Raw genomic sequence first — 18,574 nt, forward strand, 5'->3', positions numbered from 1 at the left:
AGAGAAAGTTGGTTTTCCCCGCCAGCCATATCTGCTAGAACGGCTGCGTTCACACAGTGTGAGCGCCGGTCGTAGCCAACCCGGCAAACAAAACATGGATCTGAAAAATGAAGACAATCGTTATCTGCTCAGGCGGTCTCGATTCGGTGTCTTTGGCGCATAAGGTTGCGGCAGAGCACGAATTGGCAGGCCTGATTTCCTTTGATTATGGCCAGCGCCACAGCAAGGAAACCGACTTTGCCGCGCTCTGCGCCAAACGTCTGGATGCCCCCTTTGACTTGATCGACATGCGCCATATCGGCGCCCATCTGTCTGGCTCGGCCCTGACCGACGATGTGGATGTTCCCGACGGACACTATGCCGAAGAAACCATGAAGGCCACCGTGGTGCCAAACCGCAATGCCATCATGCTGGCCATTGCCTTTGGCGTCGCGGCGGCCAAACAGGCCGATGCGGTGGCCACCGCCGTCCACGGGGGCGATCACTTCATCTACCCCGATTGCCGCCCGGATTTCACCGAGGCCTTTGAGGCGATGCAGGCCAAGGCGCTGGATGGCTATGCCGATGTCAAACTTTATACGCCGTTTGTGCATGTCCCCAAGTCGGCCATCGTCACCGAAGGCGCCCGGCACGGCACGCCCTTTGCTGAAACCTGGTCCTGCTACAAGGGCGGCAGCGATCACTGTGGGCGTTGCGGCACCTGTGTCGAGCGGCGCGAAGCCTTCCATATCGCCGGGATCACGGATCCCACCAGCTACAGCGACCCGGACTACTGGAAATCCGTGGTGGGTGCCGCTTGATGTATCGGATCACCAAAGAGTTCCACTTTTCCGCCAGCCACCAGCTTTGTGCCCTGCATCAGGACCACCCCTGCGCCCGCCTGCATGGGCACAACTATATTGCCGAGGTGGAATTGGCAGCACCAGAGCTGGATGCGCATGGCTTTGTTCTGGACTACCGCGAGCTGAAACCGCTGAAGACCTGGATCGACGATGCACTGGATCACCGCCATCTGAACGAGGTCTTTGATCACGACATGGTCACCTCGGAATATCTGGCCAAGGCGATCTTCGATTTCTGCCGGGCACGCTGGCCCCAAACCAGCGCCGTGCGGATCAGCGAGACCCCCAAAACCTGGGCCGAGTACCGCCCATGAAGCCCCTACGTATCGCAGAAATATTTGGCCCCACCATACAGGGGGAAGGCGCCGTCATCGGGGTTCCGACCGTCTTTGTGCGGGCCGGCGGATGTGACTATCGCTGTACCTGGTGCGACAGCCTGCACGCGGTGGACAGCAGGTTCCGCCATGACTGGACAGCCATGACCCCATCAGAGGTTTTTGCGGCAGTAGAGCGCCTGTCCGGCGGGGTGCCGCTGGCCGTTTCTCTGTCCGGTGGCAACCCGGCAATTCAGGACTTTGCTCCGCTGATCGAACTGGGGCGGGCCAAGGGATACAGCTTTGTCATGGAAACCCAGGGATCCATTGCACAGGATTGGTTCAGCGCGCTGTCCACATTGATCCTAAGCCCCAAGCCGCCCTCTTCGGGTGAGACGGTCGACTGGGCCAGGTTCGACGCCTGCATCGCAGCTGCGCAACATCGGCAAACCGTGATGAAAATCGTGATCTTTGACGAAACAGATTATGCCTGGGCACGCGGCGTCGCCGCAAAGTACCCCCGCCTGCCGCTCTATCTGCAGCCGGGCAATCATACCCCTCCGCCCCCCGAGGCAGAAGATGCCGAAATCGACATGGACGGCATCATGGACCGCTACGAGTGGTTGATCGACAAAACTCTGGGGGATCGCTGGTATACCCCCACCATCCTGCCACAGCTGCACGTGCTCGTCTGGGGCAACAAACGCGGCGTCTGAAGGACTAGAACAATGGCTAACGAAGACATCTATGCAAATCTGACCCAGCTTGGTGGTAAAACCGAGCTGCCCAATTCGCCAGAAGAGGCGGTGCTGGAACGCGTTCCCAACCCGCAGGCGGGAACCGACTACGCGGTGCGTTTCACTGCGCCTGAATTTACCTCCCTCTGCCCAATGACCGGGCAACCGGATTTTGCCCATATCGTGCTGGACTACGTGCCCGGTGACTGGCTAGTGGAAAGCAAATCGCTGAAGCTCTTCCTTGGAGCCTTCCGCAATCATGGCGCCTTTCACGAAGACTGCACCGTCACCATTGGCAAGCGGCTCGTGGACTTGCTGAGCCCCAAGTGGCTGCGAGTCGGAGGCTACTGGTATCCGCGTGGTGGCATTCCCATTGATATTTTCTACCAGACGGGCGCGCAGCCTGCGACTGTCTGGATCCCGGATCAGGGCGTCCCAACCTATCGTGGACGCGGATGATTTCAACCAAAGCAGCCATATCGCACAACTGACGCACCGACTGGGACAATGGAAAAGGCCACGCCGCTTGCTGCAACGCAGGCGGCGGGCATCTGCGCATCCTCTGCTTTCAGTCCAGGTCAAAAAGACCGATATTGCCACATGCGGTATGGCAACAGTTTCTTGCCCATCGCGTTGCACTGACCTAGGTATTCTTTTGCCACTGGTCTTTCGGAGTTCAGCAGAGCATTGTTCCCCTGAAATCAGTTGAGGTTTGAACACCAAGTGGACGAGAAGAGCGACATTGAGAGCATGATCTTGCAGGTGGGTCTTGGTGACCGTGCTGCATTTTCTGCGCTTTATGATGCAACCTCTGCGAAACTTTTTGGCGTGTGCCTACGTGTATTGAATAATAGGGCCGAAGCCGAAGACGCGCTCCAGAACGTATTTGTGAAAGTCTGGCAGAAGGCCCGGCTTTATAGTGCGAACGGATATAGCCCGATGACCTGGCTGATTACATTGGCGCGGAATACGGCAATCGACAAGCTACGCACCCGGCGGGACGGCCATGTGGATATCGATGATGTCCACGATCTCTCTGACGGGGCGCCGACGCCCGAGGCAGAGGCTGTCGCCGCATCCGAGCGCAGGCAGTTGAATCAATGCCTGCAAGAGCTAGAGGCGGACAAATCAGAGGCTGTGCGTCGCGCTTATCTGGACGGTGACAGCTACCAGGACCTGGCGGCACGATACGAGGTGCCGCTTAATACAATGCGTACATGGCTGCGACGCAGCCTTCTGAAACTAAGGGAATGCCTGAGCCGATGAGCCCGGAAGAAGACCATAGCGACGATACCGCCCTTGCGGGCGAGTATGTGCTGCATCTTCTTGATGATGCCGAGCGCGCAGCGTTCGAGCAGCGTATGGCTGTTGAGCCGGCCCTGCGCGATCTGGTGCGCGATTGGGACGAACAGTTTTCCCTCATGACGCATGATATTGCTCCTGTCACGCCACCAGCCGCTGTAAAAGCCCGGCTGCACAGCTCGCTCTTCCCGGACAACACGGCGCGCCGCAGCCCCTGGTGGGGATGGCTGGTGGGCGGTGTCGTTGCTGCCGGCATTGGTATCGGCGCCATTCTGTTGGCACCCAACCTTATCCCTGATATCGGCCTAGACCCGACATACACGGCAAGTATTGCTGCTGAAGACGGCTCGCTTATTGTTACAGCGCATTTCATTGCCGAAACGAATACACTTCAGATCTCGCGCCAAACCGGGAACGCCCTGCCGGGACGCGTGCTGGAACTGTGGCTGATTGCGGACGGCGCGGATGCGCCCGTGTCACTGGGTGTTCTGCCCGAAGATCCCGAGGTACGTATCGAGCTGCCAAGCGCCCTGGCGACGCAAATGGCCAAGGCAGTACTGGCCATCAGTGACGAACCAGCCGGCGGCTCGCCAACGGGTGCACCGACAGGTGCGGTGCTTGCCGTTGGACCTGTGGCAGACGCCTAAAAATCTGCCCCAAAACAGAGTTTCGAAAAAACTCAAAAAACTTTGAAACTTTCTCTCGGAACGTCCCGTGTCTCCTTCATCGCCGGCCCACAAAGGGCCAACGCAACGAAGGAGACTACCCATGACGATCAAGACATTCATTGCCTCTTCCACTGCTGCTCTGGCGCTTGGCACCGCTGCATTTGCTGACAACCCAACCGTTGGCGGCGCGCCGATGCTTGAAAACCGCAACATCATCGAAAATGCCGTGAACTCCCCCATCCACAAGACGCTTGTCGCCGCTGTGAAAGCCGCCGATCTGGTGGACACCTTGCAGGGCGCAGGCCCCTTCACGGTATTCGCCCCGGTTGACGATGCATTCGCGGCGCTGCCTGCGGGCACGGTCGAAACACTGCTGAAGCCCGAAAACAAGGGAATGCTGCAAAAGGTCCTGACGGCGCATGTTGTGGCCGGTGACTGGTCTGCCGCCGATATCGTTTCAGCAGCGCGCGCCAGCAGCGATGGGTTCTATCACTTCAACGCCGTATCCGGTGACGCGCTTTCGGCACAGGTGAAGGGCAGCAATGTCTACCTCATCGATGAAAACGGCAATGCCAGCAAGGTCATTGTTGCGGATGTCGATCAATCCAATGGCGTGATCCACGTCGTCAATAGCGTGCTTGTTCCCAAGTAATTCTGCGCAATCGTCCCCTCCCCCTCCGCGTTGGCGGAGGGGGCACGTCCACTTGTAGAGGAGACTTCCAAATGAAACGCCGTAAGTTTCTGACCGGGTTCATTGCCTTTGCCGGAACGCTGTTGATTGTCACTGAGAACTGACCCGGTAAGCATAGGCGTGGTCAAAGGACAGCGCTTCAAGGGAAGGGTTCTCCAAGCCTATAGCCTCTTCAATCCCATTCAGAACAAGACCAACCTGCTTTGAAATATCCCGGTAGGTTGCTCGGGCCTCTCGGTCCTTCAGATAGCTGTCAGCAGCGTCTCTTAGGGTCACTGGAGGGCGCTCTATGCCTTTGAGCTGCGCCTCCAAGAGCACGTCAAAACTTGAGGGAGCTGGATTGTTAGCGAACTTTGCTCCCAATTGCTGAGATGACAGTTTCTCGGCTTCCTTGCGGACTGCATCGGTGAAGTCCTGATATTTTCCTTGCTCAAGCTCTAAATCAACAGGCCCAATGCGTTTGTCTCGGGGGGTTGCAAGGCCATGTTCAATTGCCGCTTTCTGAGCGATCTCCCATCTAATTTGTTCGGTGGAAACCTTTGAGCGTCTACCAGCCATTGCTTCATACTTGGCGTGAGCAATCTTCCATGCCTCATAGATTTCGGCGGGATCCTTTGTACCAAGAGACCACTCCACAGCATTTTTCCCAAAAACGCCTCGGAGATCTTCAGGGACACGCCTACGATATTTGGCATTTGCTGTTGCTGTAGCGGGTTTGAGATGCGGTAGATCCAAGGCAATCCTCATGTGCGCCACCACAGAATGTGTAGCGTTTGTGTAGCGGTATAGCCACTAACACCATGAAAGTACTGCGATTTCAATGATAAATGGTGCCCCCACACGGACTCGAACCGCGGACCTACTGATTACAAATCAGTTGCTCTACCAGCTGAGCTATAGGGGCACTCTTACTGCAGGACCGCGTTTAGACCGGATCAGATCGGTGCTTCGCGGTTGCAGCGTCCTTCTACACCAACAGAAACTGTTTGCAAGACCCCCGAGGAAGAAAATGCGCGGAATTTCTGCGGCTGCTGCTTGGCCCCATATCGGGAGTGAGCGCGCCTGCAAAGGGTGTGCCGCGCGCGCAATATTCCAAGGTGGACCCGGTGCCCCGATCCAGCTGGTTTGACCCAGGTCGGTTAGCAGAGTAAGCCTGACGCATCCAAGACGCCCGGAGACCCCACATGCAGGTCATTTTTCACTGCGGAGCACATGGCACCGAAGAGGATCGCCTGGTCAAGACATTGCAGCGCAACCAGGAACGGTTTCGCGCCCATGGGACGGCTGTGCCGGCGCCGGGGAAATATCGCTATCTGCTTAAGGACTGTATCGCCGCGCTGCAGGATGGCACTGCAGCGCCAGGATCACGCGATGTTTTGTGGGACGCTATTCTGGAGGAGGAAGAGGCCAGGCGTGTCCTGCTGTCGAATGCCCATTTCTTTGGTTCGCAACGGCAATCCATTGACGGCAGTCGCTTTTACCCCGAGGCCGAGGAGCGCCTGCGCTCACTGCAGCAGCTGTTTGCACAGGATCAGATTGAACTGTTCATCGGGTTGCGCAACCCCGCCACACTGCTGCCTGTTCTACTGGAAAACGCCCACCCGGATCGCAAGACGCAGGTGCTGCAGGCGCTAGATCCCTATGGCCTGCGCTGGTCTGATCTGCTGTATCGGCTGCGCCAGGCGGTGCCCGAGGTAAAGATCACCACCTGGTGCTTTGAGGACATGCCGCTTATCTGGGCCGAAATCATCCGCGACATGTCCGCAATACCTGCGGATGAACGCCTGAATGGTGGCATGGATCTGCTCGCGGCGATCATGGACCGCGAAGGCATGCGACGCCTGCGTCAATATCTGGCGCAGCATCCGGACCTGTCCCAGCCCCAGCGCCATCGCGTCTTTGCTGCCTTTCTGGACAAATACGTCGATGAAGACGCGCTGGTAGAGGAAATCGATCTGCCCGGCTGGAGCGAAACCCTGGTTGAGGAGGTGACTGCGCTATATGAAGCGGACATGGAGAGAGTTCGCGGCATTCCCGGTGTTACTCTGCTCACGCCCTGATGGCCCAGCCTGGCGGCCCTAGCGCGCGATGGGCTGGCCTGCGCGGTCAACGGTCAGGCTCTCTACCGTTTGGTCATCGTAAAACAGATCAATAGAAACCTGCTCGATCGATTGTAAAGGATAGCTTTTATAGGGCATCCCGTCTTCTTCCAGGATCGCATTGGGTGCGGGCTGGTCTTCGTGGCATGGCGGCAAGGGCCAGTTTTCAGGCGCCGCGCCATTGATGCTGATGCGGATCCCCGACAGCCCACAGCGCCAGGACCACAGATGCGTCACATAGAGCAGATCCTGCCCCTGAAATTCCCGTACAGAGATCCAGTTTGCCTTGGTTGCCGCCAGTATCGGTTTTACTTCGGCGGCAGTGGTAAAGGGCGCTGCCTGCGCCAGGGCTGGCACCATGCCCAGGACCAGGCAGATAGGTGCCGCAAATAAACCTCTCAACATTCTCAATCCCTCGCTGAAACTGATACAAACAAGTCGCGGACCGGCACCATGAGACGCCCCCCTTCGCAGAGTGGGTTTTGGCCAGGTCCAAGTTGCACTATAGAGCAAAAGACCCCCACTCCCCAACCGCGCACAGCATGCAGCAGACAGGAACAGCGATGGCGCAGCAATCTTTCAACGTCATGATCATCGGCCAGTCCGGCCGTTTGCAATATGAGGCACTGCTTTTTGCCGCCTCTCTGCGCCACAGCTGCCCTGATTTTTCGGGACGCCTGTTTGTCGCCGTGCCGCAGCCCGGCCCGCTCTGGCAGAAAGACCCCAGCCTGCGCAATGCGGCGGTGCTGGCGGCGCTGACCCGTCTGGATGTTGAATTGCTCCCGTTTGAGAGCAAGCTCTTTGGCGAAAGTTACCCCTATGGCAACAAGATCGAGGCCCTGCAGGCCATGCCCGAGGGAGAGCCCTTTGTCTTCTTTGACAGCGACACCCTGATCACCGGCGACCTGCAGGCAGTGCCGTTCGATTTTTGCCGCCCATCGGCGTCTTTGCGGCGCGAAGGCACCTGGCCCAAGCCAACCCTTTACGGGCCTGGCTATGATGCGATCTGGCGCGCCCTGTATCGGCGTTTTGATCTTGATATCGAACCAACGCTGGATCACAGCCAACCTGATGAATATTGGAAACGCTATCTCTATTTCAATGCCGGGTTCTTTTATGGTGCCTGCCCCCAGGCCTTTGGCGCAAGGTTTGCCAGCTACGCGCAGTCTATCCTGACTGATCCGCCCATCGAACTGGTTGGCCAGTCGCTGGATCCCTGGCTGGATCAGGTGGCTCTGCCACTGGTGATCCACTCCTTTGGTGGTGGGCGCGACACGCTGCCTGCGGGTTATCTTGATGGGGACACCAGCTGCCACTACCGCCTTTTCCCGCTGCTCTATGCCCGTGAAAGCGATGCGGTCATTGCGCTGCTCGAAGAGATCGCAGCGCCAAACTGGTTGAAAAAAGTGCTGAAAACCTATGAGCCGATCAAGCGGCTGGTCTATCAAAACCGAGGCGCAAGGGTGCGGGCCCTGTTTGATCAGGACAACCTGCCCCGGCGCGAACAGGCCATCCGCAACAAGATCAAATCTGCAGGGCACTGGCTGCGCTAAGGTCGGCTGCCCCGCAGCAGCCGCGCCATGCGGGTTTTACAGCAGCCATCGGGCACCCAGGCAGGGTCCTGGAACAATATTCTTCCTGTGGCAGCAAAAGACGCCGAAGCGTTCCAAACTGCAACGCCTGCGTTGTACTACGCGGCAAGCTGTCCTAGACATTCGCCAACAGTATTGATCAGGGAGAGACCAGAATGAGCGATGCACCAGCCTATGGCTTTGATACCTTGCAGATCCATGCAGGCGCCAAGCCCGACCCGGCAACCGGGGCCCGGCAGACACCAATCTACCAGACAACCGGCTATGTCTTTCGCGATGCCGATCATGCCGCTGCCCTGTTCAATCTGCAGGAAGTCGGCTTCATCTATTCCCGTCTGACCAACCCCACGGTTGCGGTGTTGCAAGAACGCCTGGCGACGCTTGAGGGCGGCGTTGGGGCGGTATGCTGCTCTTCTGGTCACGCAGCGCAGATCATGGCGCTATTCCCGTTGATGGCCCCAGGCTGCAATGTCATTGCCTCGACCCGTCTTTATGGCGGCACGGTTACCCAGTTCAGCCAAACAATCAAACGCTTTGGCTGGTCGGCCAAATTTGTTGATACCGATGATCTAGCCGCGGTTGCGGCGGCAATTGATGAAAACACCCGCGCGGTATTCTGCGAATCAATCGCCAACCCCGGCGGCTATGTCACCGATGTACGCGCCATTGCCGATGTGGCTGATGCCGCAGGTGTGCCGCTGATTGTCGACAACACCACCGCCACACCCTACCTGTGCAACCCCATTGCCCAGGGCGCGACCTTGGTGGTGCATTCAACCACCAAATATCTGACCGGCAATGGCACAGTGACCGGTGGCGCAGTGATCGACAGCGGAAAATTCGACTGGTCCGCCAGCGACAAATTTCCCTCGCTTTCCGCGCCAGAGCCCGCCTACCACGGACTGAAATTCCATGAGACCTTTGGCGGATTGGCCTTTACCTTCCATGGCATCGCCATCGGGCTGCGGGACCTCGGAATGACGATGAACCCACAGGCAGCACATTATACACTGATGGGCGTTGAAACCCTGTCGCTGCGGATGCAGCGCCACTGCGAAAACGCCATAACCGTTGCCAGCTGGCTGGAGCAGGACGACCGGGTCGACTATGTGACCTACGCTGGGCTGGAAAGCTCTCCCTACTATGAACGGGCGCAGAAATGCTTCCCTAAGGGCACCAGCGGGCTGTTCACCTTTGCAGTGAAGGGCGGCTATGACGCCTGCATCAAACTGGTCGATTCACTGGAGATCTTCAGCCATGTGGCCAACCTTGGCGACACCCGGTCGCTGATCATCCACTCTGCCTCGACCACTCACCGCCAGCTTTCACCGGAACAGCAAGAGGCCGCTGGCGCGGGGGCCAATGTGGTGCGGATTTCCATCGGCCTGGAAGATTCCGCCGATCTGATCCGCGATCTGGACCAGGCCCTGACCAAAGCCTGCGGCTGACACTGCACAACAGCCATCACTGACAAGAAAAAGGCCGGGCAATTGCCCGGCCTTTTGATCACGAGAGCTTGTCGCGGTCATTCTATTTCGCATGTTTTAGGTGCGCAGAACCGGCAGCCGGTTCTGCGCTACTGCGCTACTTTGTTTCCGACACCTGCAGATCAAAGACCACATCGACATTATGGGTAAAGCTCAGCTCGCCCGCTTCGATTGGCATGGCTCCGCCGCGCGCCATTTCCATGGCCATCATCGGACGCCCACCACCGGGCTGACGATCGGTGATGCTGCGCACCGGGCCCAATGTCACCCCAGCCGCCTTGGCCAACTGTTCTGCTTTGGCCATGGCATCCGCAACCGCATCCGCGCGCAGCTGAACCTCCAGGCCCGCGTGATCCGCCACATCAAAGCGCAGCCCCTGGAACTGATTGGCCCCGGCCCGCAGAACCTGATCCAGCACCGTGCCCAGCTGATCCAGATCGCGCACCCGCAGGTTCAGGGTATTGGAGGCAGAAAACCCGGTGATCTTGCGTGGCTCCTCTGTGCCCTGCCCGCGCGGGTTGGACCAGACCGGATGCAAAGAAATCTGCTGTGTCTGCATATCCGTGGCCGCGATCCCCGCGTCACGCAGCGTCGCCACAACCGCCGCCATATCCTGCGTGACCGCCGCCATAGCCGCGCCTGCCTCGACGTCTTCTTTGCTCACGCCAAGAGTGATAACCGCCATATCCGGCGAGACCTCGACCTGCCCCTCTCCGGTGACCACAATATTGCGATCCACTGGGGTCTCCGCTCTCGCCACGCTGCCCAAGGACAAACCCAATGCCAGGGCGGTGATCAAAACTGTCTTTGTTTTCATTGTTAAAGCTCCTTTTTCTCCCGCCTAAGATGGGGGTGGCAGATCACCGCTGACAAGGGCTGGTTGTGCTCTTTTCCTTTCACTCGGCGGAGTCCTGCTTTATGGTCTGCCCTGACACAGCCTGAATGGACTCCTCGCGGTCCGGGCATTTAAGATTTGGATGGTTTGACCGCATTATGAAACCGGGGTTTGCTCTTTCTCTTTCCGCTGAGGGTATTGTTCTGCTGCATCGTGCCGCCGGGGGCTGGCGCAATGTGGGGTCTGTGCCGCTTGGCGGTGACACTATGACCGCCGATATTGCCGCCCTGCGCGCCAAGGGTGATGCGCTGGACAGCAATGGTCTGTGCAAGCTGATCATTCCAAATGAGCAGATCCGCTACCTGACCATTGAAACCGGGGTATCGGATCCCGCACGCCGCCGCGACGTGGCGCGTGCCGCGCTGGAAGGGGCTACGCCCTATGCCGTGTCCGACCTGGCCTTTGATCTGTCAGAAGACGGCAGCCAGACCCATATTGCCGCGGTGGCCCATGAAACCCTGGCAGAGGCCGAAAGCTTTGCGCTGGAAAACGGCTTTACGCCAGCCTCCTTTGTAGCGGTGCCCGGAGGGTCCGGCTTCCTCGGAGAGCCCTTCTTTGGTCCGGCCCCATCGCTGGGCCATCAAGAGATCGAGCCAGACGGCATTGCCGTGGTCGATGTCGGCCCCGCAAAACTGCCCCAGCCAGAGAATAAAGCGCCAAAGGTACCAGAGACAAAGGCCTCAGAACCACAAGAGCCACAAGGCAAAGACAGGCTTCGCGACGCCAAGACACCTGCGGCCAAGGCGGTGCTGACCCTGCCTGAGGCACCGGCAGAACTGGACCCAGATGCCCCCGCTTCGGGATCTGGCCTTTCGGACACAGCCCCACAGGCAGACAGCGGTCCAATCGCCGGGTTCAGCACGCGTCGCCGTAAACCCACGGATGCGCCCAGCCGCCCCGATGCTGGTGCCGCCACGGCAGAAACAGCAAAGATCGCAGCCACGGTTGCAGCGCCGCATGTCAAACCGGCACCTGCCGCCACCGCCAATCCCAAGGGCGAAGCGGCAAAACCGGTTGGACCGGCCCGCGCCGCAAATGCCGCCGACAAGACCGGCAGCGGTGGAACACTTGATGCCGCAGCCCCCAACGCAAAAGTGGGCAGCAAATCCGCCCCTGCTGTTGCGCCGCCACGCCCCGCAGATGGGACAGGCACGGCAAAACCCGTACAGGCCAGCCGCAAGCCCCTGCAATCCCCGTCCGGTGACCGCGCCGCAACGCCCTCCCCCGCCATCAGCCCCGCCGCCGCGCAGGCGGCAAACAGCCTCGAATCTGAAGGCACCAAGGGTAAACCGCGGTATCTGGGGTTGATCCTGACCGCAGCGCTGTTGCTGACCATGGCCGCTATTGCCGCATTTGCGCTGTTCTCAGAGGGCGGATCTTTCTTTGCCTCTGAACGCACGCAATTGGAAGTGACTGAAGACGAACCGCCACTTCCCCCCGCAGCCGAGCGATCAGCCACCACCCCAGAGCCCGCCGCCAATATTGATCCCGCAGAGGCCGGTGTGCCCCAGCCCGCGGAAATCCCGCTCAGCGAAAACGAAACGGAACCTGTCAGCATCGCCCCACAGGTGAGCGCAATCCCAGACCAGCCCGACCCCGGCATTGTCGAGCAAGGCGCCCCAACACCGCAAGAGACAGAACCGCAACTGCACGCAAGCACGGGCCAGCCCGTGCTTGATACGTTCGAGGAGGAGAGCACGCCGCAGGACGACGCTGAGGCCGCAGAGGATCAGACGGACCGGGAAGCAGCGCGCAGCGCAGCCGCGCTCTATGCAGCGACAGGCATCTGGCAGCAGGTGCCCCAGATCACCCAGCCGCCTGCGCTGGTCACACTGGATGACATCTATGTTGCCTCTATCGACAACAGCAATCTGTCGCAGGATGCGATTGCCCTGCCCCTGTCCCCCGGATTGGAGCACGATACAGTGCCAAATGCGCTAAGCGATCCGGCAGCGGCGGGACGCGGGTTTGAGCTGGACAATCGCGGGTTGGTAACCGCCACCCCGGACGGCACGTTGAACCCAGATGGGGTGATGGTCTACCTGGGCCGCCCAGACGTGGTGCCGCCACCCACCCCCGCCCGCGCCGCGCTTGACGCAGCCGACACCGAGGCGGAAAATGCCCGCATCGCAACCCTGTCGCAAACCCGCCCCCGTCCCCGCCCGTCAGATCTGGTAGAACAGGCAGAGCGCGCGGTCCTGGGCGGGCTAAGCCGGGCAGAATTGGCCCGTGTCAGGCCACGCCCCCGCCCGGCCAGCCTGAAGACAGAAGAACAGGAAAATCAGCCCGTCAGCAGCCTGGCTGTGACATCGTCCACCGCGCCGCGCAGCAGGCCTGCCAACTTTGCCAATCTGGTAGACCGTGCCACACGGCAACGCGCCACTACTGCCGCAGCAAGCAGCGCCACGGCAGCATCAGCAGCCCCGCGCACGGTCTCGCCCAGCATCCCCAGCTCTGCTTCGGTGGCGCGCCAGGCCACGCTCACCAATGCCATCAACCTACGGCAGGTGAACCTGATCGGGATCTTCGGCAAGCCCTCTAACCGACAGGCCCTGATCCGGATGCCCAGTGGCCGCACCCGCCAGGTCAGCACCGGAGATCGCCTGGACGGGGGCACTGTCCTGGCCATTGGCGAAAACCAGCTTCAGTACCAAAAGAGAAGCAAAAACATCACGTTAGAACTTCCAGGCGACTGATACCCACACCCCGCCCGGCCACAGGCTGCACGGGCGGAAATGAAACGGAAAAAGCCGGGCCCCATGTAAGAGACCCGGCTTTTTGTTAGCCTGGTAAATTGTCTGGCTTATTCAGCAGCGTCCAGCTCTCCGTTGGCAATCTGTTCACGCTCGATTGATTCAAACAGCGCTTTGAAATTGCCCTCGCCAAAGCCATCGTCGCCCTTACGCTGGATGAATTCAAAGAAGATCGGCCCGATCACTGTCTTAGAGAAGATCTGCAACAGGATCTTGGTCTCGCCACCATCCACGACCCCTTCACCATCAATCAAGATGCCGTGTTTCTGCATCCTGTCCAGCGGCTCTTCATGGCCCACGACGCGGTCGTGGCTCAGCTCATAATAGGCGGCCGGGGGTGGCGGCATATAGGTGATACCGCGATCCGCGATTTCGTCGGTGGCACTGTAGATATCTTCGGCGCCAACCGCGATGTGCTGGATGCCCTCGCCTTTGTATTTCTTCAGATAGGCAACAATCTGGCCGGTCTCGCCACGGTCTTCGTTGATTGGAATGCGAATGCGGCCACAGGGCGAGGTCAGCGCGCGGCTCAGCAACCCGGTGAACTTGCCCTCGATGTCAAAGAAACGGATTTCCTTGAAGTTGAACAGATCGCCGTAGAACCGGAACCATTTGTCCATATTGCCCTTGTAAACATTGTGGGTGAGGTGATCGAGATAATAAAAACCAACGCCACGCGGCTTGGATTGCTTGGTCCACTCGAATTCCTCGTTATAGGGCGAGGTTTCATAATACTGGTCGATGAAATAGATCAGCGAACCGCCAATACCCTTGATCGCGGGCACATCCATCGTCTTGTCGTCGCCTTCATAGGCTTCGGCACCTTTGGAAACCGCATGGTCAAAGGCCTTTTGCGCATCCACAACACGCCAGCCCATCGAGGGGGCACAGGGGCCATGCTCGGCTACGAACTTATCGGCAAAGCTGCCTTTTTCGGCGTTGAGGATATAGGTGATATCGCCCTGCTGCCACAGCTCTACCCCGGTTTTGGTCTTGTGATGGCCAACCTGTTCATAGCCCATCTTGGTGAAAAGATCGCGCAGCTCTTGCGGGTTAGGGCTGGCGAATTCAACAAATTCAAAACCGTCGGTACCGGCGGGGTTTTCTTCGCTGATGACTGTTTTTGGCGCGTTATGCGGAAATGGACCCATGGTGGTTTCCTCCAATTGTCGCGGGATGCGGGCTTAGGTGTCTGTTCCCCTTGATAATAGCGCACATGAGATGCTTGTTTTGCGCGTTCTTCATGCGATACCCCCTTCCATATGCGGAATATTCACGCAACAATGCGAAAAATTGGGAAAACACCGCATATGATTGACGCCACCGACACCAAGCTGCTCGCGGCATTGCAGAAAAATGCACATCTCACCGCGCAGGATCTGGGAGAGTTGCTGAACCTTTCCCCCAGCCAGGCAGGCCGACGACGCCAACGTCTAGAGGCCGAAGGCTATATCCAAGCCTATTGCGCCCGGCTGGATCCGGTCAAGATCGGCCTTACGGTGCAGGGGTTTGTGCATGTCAATCTGGGCAGCCACGGCCCGGAACAATCCGCCAGCTTCAGCCGCCTGGTCAGCACCCGTCCTGAAATAACGTCTGCCTGGACCATGACCGGCGAGGCCGATTACCTGCTGCGGGTCTATTGCCATGACCTGCAGGCGCTAAATCAGTTAATCCACGAGATTCTTTTGCCGCATCCCGCCGTGGCCCGCGTGCAAAGCCAGATCGTCATGGCGCAGCTAAAACGCGACGCGCCCCTGCCGACTTAACAGTAAATGAAGGTTTGCGATGTAGGAATCACACCTGAACGATATAGAAGTGGAACCCTCCCTTGTCCTTTGTAGACCGTCGCATCGAAGTTCGCCCCTCGACAGGCGCCGCCCCCTTCGCTCTGAACGAGGTATTCTTTTCCCGTACCGACGAGCGAGGCGTTATCCAAGCGGGTAACTACGTATTCAAACGTGTCGCCAATTACAGCTGGGAAGAGCTGATCGGCGCACCACATAAGATCATCCGCCACCCGGATATGCCAAAGGGTGTTTTCCAGCTGTTCTGGGATACCCTGAATGCCGGAGACAGCATTGGCGCCTACGTCAAGAACAAGGCCAAAGACGGACTGTATTACTGGGTTTTTGCAGTTGTCGTGCCCTGCAAGGGGGGCTACCTGTCGGCACGGATTTCCCCCTGCAGCACCCTGTTTGAGGAAGTCAAAGCCGCCTATAACGACATGCGCCAGGCAGAAGTCAACGAAGGTCTCAGCCCGGTAGACAGCGCCCAAAGGATGATGGATTGGATCCATGGCAAGGGGTTCGAAAACTATCACCAGTTTGCCACCCATGCACTGAGCGAAGAACTGCTGGCCCGCGATGCAGGACTGGAGCGCCCCAGAGACGCCAAGATCTCTGATCTGCGCCGGATGATGGCCAATGCAGAAACCCTGGTCGAAGAGACCCAGGGCCTGGTCAAGGATTTCGACGCCATGCACACGATCCCGCATAACCTGCGGGTCATTGCCTCTCGTATCGAACCCTCGGGCGGCCCGGTCACTGTTCTGTCCCAGAACTATGGCGCGATGTCGCGCGAGATGTCGGATTGGTTTGCAGCCCATGTGATGGGAGAAAACAGCAATTTCAACGCCATCAAACTGGCCGTCACCAATAGCCTCTTTGTCGAAGGCATGGCCCGCATCCTGAATGAATGCAATGCGCAGCTTCAGACCGAACAACGGGGCCTGGGCAGTATCGATATGGACGCCGAACGCAGCAACCTAACCGATATGGTGCAAGCGGAAACAGATCGGGCCAGAAAAGGCGTGGAAGAGGTGGACCTTGAGGCAGACCGTATCATGCGCGCCTGTCAGGTCATGCATCGCCAGTTCCTGGGGCTGAGCTCAACCCGCGTCCTGTGTAAGATTGAAAGCGCACGCCTGCCGGAATCAGGCGAGACCCTTTCGGATATCATCGACCAGCTTGGGGTCTTCCAGGAACGGATTTCGCGCCGCCTCGACAATATTAGCAAGCTCAGCAATGAAATCCGCATGATGGATCAGTAACCCCCCCCAAAAAAACCGGCGATGCAGGGCAGCACAGGCGGCGGCGGGGAAACCTGGCCGCCGTTTCCCATTTGCCCCTGGCCTCCCCCCTATTCGCTTGGCGGGGATGCGCCGGGCGGAGATTTGGCTTTACCGCCGACCCGCTTAAACCGTTGCCAAGTCGCGGACCGCTTGCGATACCATTTGGTATGGACGCATTTCTATATCAAGCAACAATCTATCTCGCAGCTGCCGTCATTGCCGTGCCCCTCGCGGCGCGGCTAGGGCTGGGCTCTGTTCTGGGCTATCTGGCGGCCGGCATCATTATCGGACCAGTGCTGGGGCTTGTCGGGGCCGAAACCGAAGACCTGCAGCATTTTGCCGAATTTGGCGTTGTCATGATGCTGTTTCTGATCGGGCTAGAGCTTGATCCCCGCGCTCTGTGGGCGATGCGTCACAAATTGGTTGGGCTGGGCGGGCTACAGGTCCTGACCAGCACCCTGGCGCTGATGGCGGCCGCGCTGATGGCCGGGGAAACCTGGCAAGTCAGCCTGGCGATCGGACTGGCGCTGTCGCTGTCCTCTACCGCGATTGTGCTGCAAACCCTGTCGGAAAAGGGGTTGATGCAAACCGGTGGTGGTCGGGCCTCTTTCTCGGTGCTGCTGACTCAGGATATTGCCGTCATTCCCATTCTCGCCTTTCTGCCCCTGTTGGCTGTGAATGGCGGGCTACAACTTGGTGAAAACGGAACGATTGAACGCGGCCTTGAAGGCGCGGCAAAGAGCGCTGCGGGCCATGACAGCCTGTCACTTGTTGCCGGGCTGCCCGGCTGGGCCGTGACGCTGACAACCCTCGGGGTGATCGGGGCTGTGGTGCTGGCTGGCATCTATCTGACCCAACCGGTATTCCGCTTCATCAATGCCAGCAAGCTGCGCGAAATGTATACCGCGCTGGCGCTGCTTATCGTGGTTGGGATCTCCTTCCTGATGACCCTGGTGGGCCTGTCCCCGGCGCTTGGCGCCTTTCTGGCCGGGGTGGTTCTGGCCAACTCTGAATTCCGCCACGAGCTGGAAAGCGATCTTACCCCCTTCAAGGGGCTGTTGCTGGGCCTGTTTTTCATCACCGTCGGGGCCGGCATCAACTACAAGCTGTTTCTGGCCAACCCTGGCGATCTGCTGGGGCTGGCACTGCTCGTAATTGTGGCCAAGGGGGCCATTTTATATTTCATTGGCCGGGCCTTTGGTCTGAAACAGCGCAATCACTGGCTGTTCACGCTCAGCTTGGCGCAGGCAGGCGAATTTGGTTTTGTGCTGCTGGCCTTTTCCCGCCAGCAAAATGTGATTCCCGCACCGCTGGCGGAAAAGCTGTTGCTGGTCATTGCGCTCTCGATGCTGATCACGCCGCTGCTGTTCATTCTCTATGATCTGCTGTCCCATTTCGTAAAGGATCAGCGGGTCGAACATGAACCGGATGAAATTGACGAACAGGGGCCGGTAATCATTGCCGGCATTGGCCGCTTTGGCCAGATCGTCAACCGGCTGGTCCGGGCAAGCGGGTTCAAGACCGTATTGCTGGACAATGACATGCGGGCGGTACAGCTGATGCGCCGCTTCGGATTCAAGAGCTTCCTAGGCGATCCAACCCGCCCAGAACTGCTCAAGGCTGCCGGGATTGCCAAGGCGCATGTGCTGGTGGTGGCGCTGGATGACATCGAAAGAAGCGTCAAGCTGGTCAGCTATGTACGGCGCACCTACCCGGACCTGCATATCATCGCCCGCGCCTATGATCGCAACCATGTCTTTGCGCTCTACCAGGCGGGTGCGGATGATATCGTGCGTGAAATGTTCGACAGCTCACTGCGGGCCGGGCGCTATGTTCTGGAAAAAATCGGGCTGAGCGAATACGAAGCCGCCCAGGCAGAACAGACCTTTTACGCCCATGACCGCAAAAGCCTGCGCGAGCTGGCAAGTTTCTGGCGGGCCGACATCCCCACCAGCGAAAACCAGGCCTATATCGAACGCGCCCGCGAAATGGAAAAGGATCTGGAAATCGCCCTGCAGGACCTGGCCGAGAAAAAGGATAAGGGCTAGCACATCTTGCGCAAAAGTGGCCGCTGGTCTTGCACCGCTAAAACATGCGGCATCACCTAAGCGGAGCAGGTTGCGA

General features: G+C 58.8%; 18 protein-coding genes and 1 tRNA gene. 14 read left to right on the top strand and 5 right to left on the bottom strand.

Going from position 1 to position 18,574, the window contains the following annotated elements; genetic code table 11:
• The first annotated feature begins 107 nt into the window (after positions 1 to 107).
• The 7 genes from queC (at position 108) to P2081_RS01715 (ending at position 4,515) form a co-directional block, all read left to right on the top strand.
• On the top strand, positions 108 to 800 hold the full coding sequence (queC, locus tag P2081_RS01685; RefSeq protein ID WP_278921135.1) for a 7-cyano-7-deazaguanine synthase QueC: 693 nt from the start codon (positions 108 to 110) through the stop codon (positions 798 to 800).
• Positions 800 to 1,156 (top strand): 6-pyruvoyl trahydropterin synthase family protein, encoded by a 357-nt coding sequence (locus tag P2081_RS01690; RefSeq protein ID WP_278921136.1) that lies wholly within the window; start codon positions 800 to 802, stop codon positions 1,154 to 1,156. Before queC ends, P2081_RS01690 begins: the two co-directional genes overlap by 1 nt.
• Entirely contained in the window at positions 1,153 to 1,872 is a 720-nt protein-coding gene (gene queE / locus P2081_RS01695) for a 7-carboxy-7-deazaguanine synthase QueE (RefSeq protein WP_278921137.1), read from the top strand. Before P2081_RS01690 ends, queE begins: the two co-directional genes overlap by 4 nt.
• 12 nt (positions 1,873 to 1,884) lie before the next feature.
• On the top strand, positions 1,885 to 2,352 hold the full coding sequence (gene queF, locus P2081_RS01700) for a preQ(1) synthase (protein ID WP_278921138.1): 468 nt from the start codon (positions 1,885 to 1,887) through the stop codon (positions 2,350 to 2,352).
• A 291-nt stretch (positions 2,353 to 2,643) separates the two neighbouring features.
• Positions 2,644 to 3,159, top strand: a complete 516-nt coding sequence (locus tag P2081_RS01705) for a sigma-70 family RNA polymerase sigma factor (RefSeq protein WP_278921448.1) — start codon at positions 2,644 to 2,646, stop codon at positions 3,157 to 3,159.
• Positions 3,144 to 3,842, top strand: a complete 699-nt coding sequence (locus P2081_RS01710; RefSeq protein WP_278921139.1) for an anti-sigma factor — start codon at positions 3,144 to 3,146, stop codon at positions 3,840 to 3,842. Before P2081_RS01705 ends, P2081_RS01710 begins: the two co-directional genes overlap by 16 nt.
• A gap of 121 nt (positions 3,843 to 3,963) precedes the next feature.
• The gene (locus P2081_RS01715) at positions 3,964 to 4,515 is read left to right on the top strand and encodes a fasciclin domain-containing protein (protein WP_278921140.1); all 552 of its coding nucleotides are present in this window, start codon (positions 3,964 to 3,966) and stop codon (positions 4,513 to 4,515) included.
• Positions 4,516 to 4,644: 129 nt separating this feature from the next.
• On the opposite strand, the gene P2081_RS01720 is transcribed toward P2081_RS01715, so the two are convergent.
• The gene (locus tag P2081_RS01720; RefSeq protein WP_278921141.1) at positions 4,645 to 5,301 is read right to left on the bottom strand and encodes a DUF6538 domain-containing protein; all 657 of its coding nucleotides are present in this window, start codon (positions 5,299 to 5,301) and stop codon (positions 4,645 to 4,647) included.
• An 81-nt stretch (positions 5,302 to 5,382) separates the two neighbouring features.
• Positions 5,383 to 5,458, bottom strand: a tRNA-Thr gene (locus P2081_RS01725).
• 280 nt (positions 5,459 to 5,738) lie between these two features.
• On the opposite strand from P2081_RS01725, the gene P2081_RS01730 reads away from it, so the two are divergent.
• Positions 5,739 to 6,614, top strand: coding sequence for a hypothetical protein (locus tag P2081_RS01730; protein ID WP_278921142.1), 876 nt, complete (start codon positions 5,739 to 5,741; stop codon positions 6,612 to 6,614).
• Between the two features lie 18 nt (positions 6,615 to 6,632).
• Here the strand turns inward: P2081_RS01730 and P2081_RS01735 are convergent, their stop codons facing one another.
• The gene (locus P2081_RS01735) at positions 6,633 to 7,058 is read right to left on the bottom strand and encodes a hypothetical protein (RefSeq protein WP_278921143.1); all 426 of its coding nucleotides are present in this window, start codon (positions 7,056 to 7,058) and stop codon (positions 6,633 to 6,635) included.
• A gap of 158 nt (positions 7,059 to 7,216) precedes the next feature.
• On the opposite strand from P2081_RS01735, the gene P2081_RS01740 reads away from it, so the two are divergent.
• Both P2081_RS01740 and P2081_RS01745 read left to right on the top strand, forming a co-directional pair.
• The gene (locus P2081_RS01740) at positions 7,217 to 8,206 is read left to right on the top strand and encodes a GT-B fold glycosyltransferase domain-containing protein (protein ID WP_278921144.1); all 990 of its coding nucleotides are present in this window, start codon (positions 7,217 to 7,219) and stop codon (positions 8,204 to 8,206) included.
• A 194-nt stretch (positions 8,207 to 8,400) separates the two neighbouring features.
• Complete coding sequence (locus P2081_RS01745) at positions 8,401 to 9,693, top strand: O-acetylhomoserine aminocarboxypropyltransferase/cysteine synthase family protein (RefSeq protein WP_278921145.1); 1,293 nt, start codon at positions 8,401 to 8,403, stop codon at positions 9,691 to 9,693.
• Positions 9,694 to 9,829: 136 nt separating this feature from the next.
• Here the strand turns inward: P2081_RS01745 and P2081_RS01750 are convergent, their stop codons facing one another.
• On the bottom strand, positions 9,830 to 10,549 hold the full coding sequence (locus P2081_RS01750) for an SIMPL domain-containing protein (protein WP_278921146.1): 720 nt from the start codon (positions 10,547 to 10,549) through the stop codon (positions 9,830 to 9,832).
• A 176-nt stretch (positions 10,550 to 10,725) separates the two neighbouring features.
• Between P2081_RS01750 and P2081_RS01755 the strand changes: the two genes are divergently transcribed.
• On the top strand, positions 10,726 to 13,323 hold the full coding sequence (locus P2081_RS01755; protein WP_278921147.1) for a hypothetical protein: 2,598 nt from the start codon (positions 10,726 to 10,728) through the stop codon (positions 13,321 to 13,323).
• Positions 13,324 to 13,430: 107 nt separating this feature from the next.
• Here the strand turns inward: P2081_RS01755 and hppD are convergent, their stop codons facing one another.
• Positions 13,431 to 14,531 carry a 4-hydroxyphenylpyruvate dioxygenase gene (hppD, locus tag P2081_RS01760; RefSeq protein ID WP_278921148.1) on the bottom strand — a complete coding sequence of 367 codons (1,101 nt, stop codon included), beginning with the start codon at positions 14,529 to 14,531 and terminating at the stop codon, positions 13,431 to 13,433.
• 159 nt (positions 14,532 to 14,690) lie between these two features.
• Between hppD and P2081_RS01765 the strand changes: the two genes are divergently transcribed.
• The 3 genes from P2081_RS01765 to P2081_RS01775 all read left to right on the top strand — a co-directional run bounded on the left by P2081_RS01765 (position 14,691) and on the right by P2081_RS01775 (position 18,498).
• On the top strand, positions 14,691 to 15,146 hold the full coding sequence (locus P2081_RS01765) for an Lrp/AsnC family transcriptional regulator (protein WP_278921149.1): 456 nt from the start codon (positions 14,691 to 14,693) through the stop codon (positions 15,144 to 15,146).
• Between the two features lie 62 nt (positions 15,147 to 15,208).
• On the top strand, positions 15,209 to 16,429 hold the full coding sequence (locus P2081_RS01770) for a PAS domain-containing protein (protein WP_278921150.1): 1,221 nt from the start codon (positions 15,209 to 15,211) through the stop codon (positions 16,427 to 16,429).
• 188 nt (positions 16,430 to 16,617) lie between these two features.
• A complete protein-coding gene (locus P2081_RS01775; protein WP_278921151.1) occupies positions 16,618 to 18,498 on the top strand; it encodes a monovalent cation:proton antiporter-2 (CPA2) family protein in 1,881 nt (626 codons plus the stop codon).
• Positions 18,499 to 18,574 lie beyond the last annotated feature (76 nt).

The sequence above is a fragment of the Pseudophaeobacter profundi genome (assembly GCF_029697505.1).
GTDB classification, from domain to species: domain Bacteria; phylum Pseudomonadota; class Alphaproteobacteria; order Rhodobacterales; family Rhodobacteraceae; genus Pseudophaeobacter; species Pseudophaeobacter profundi.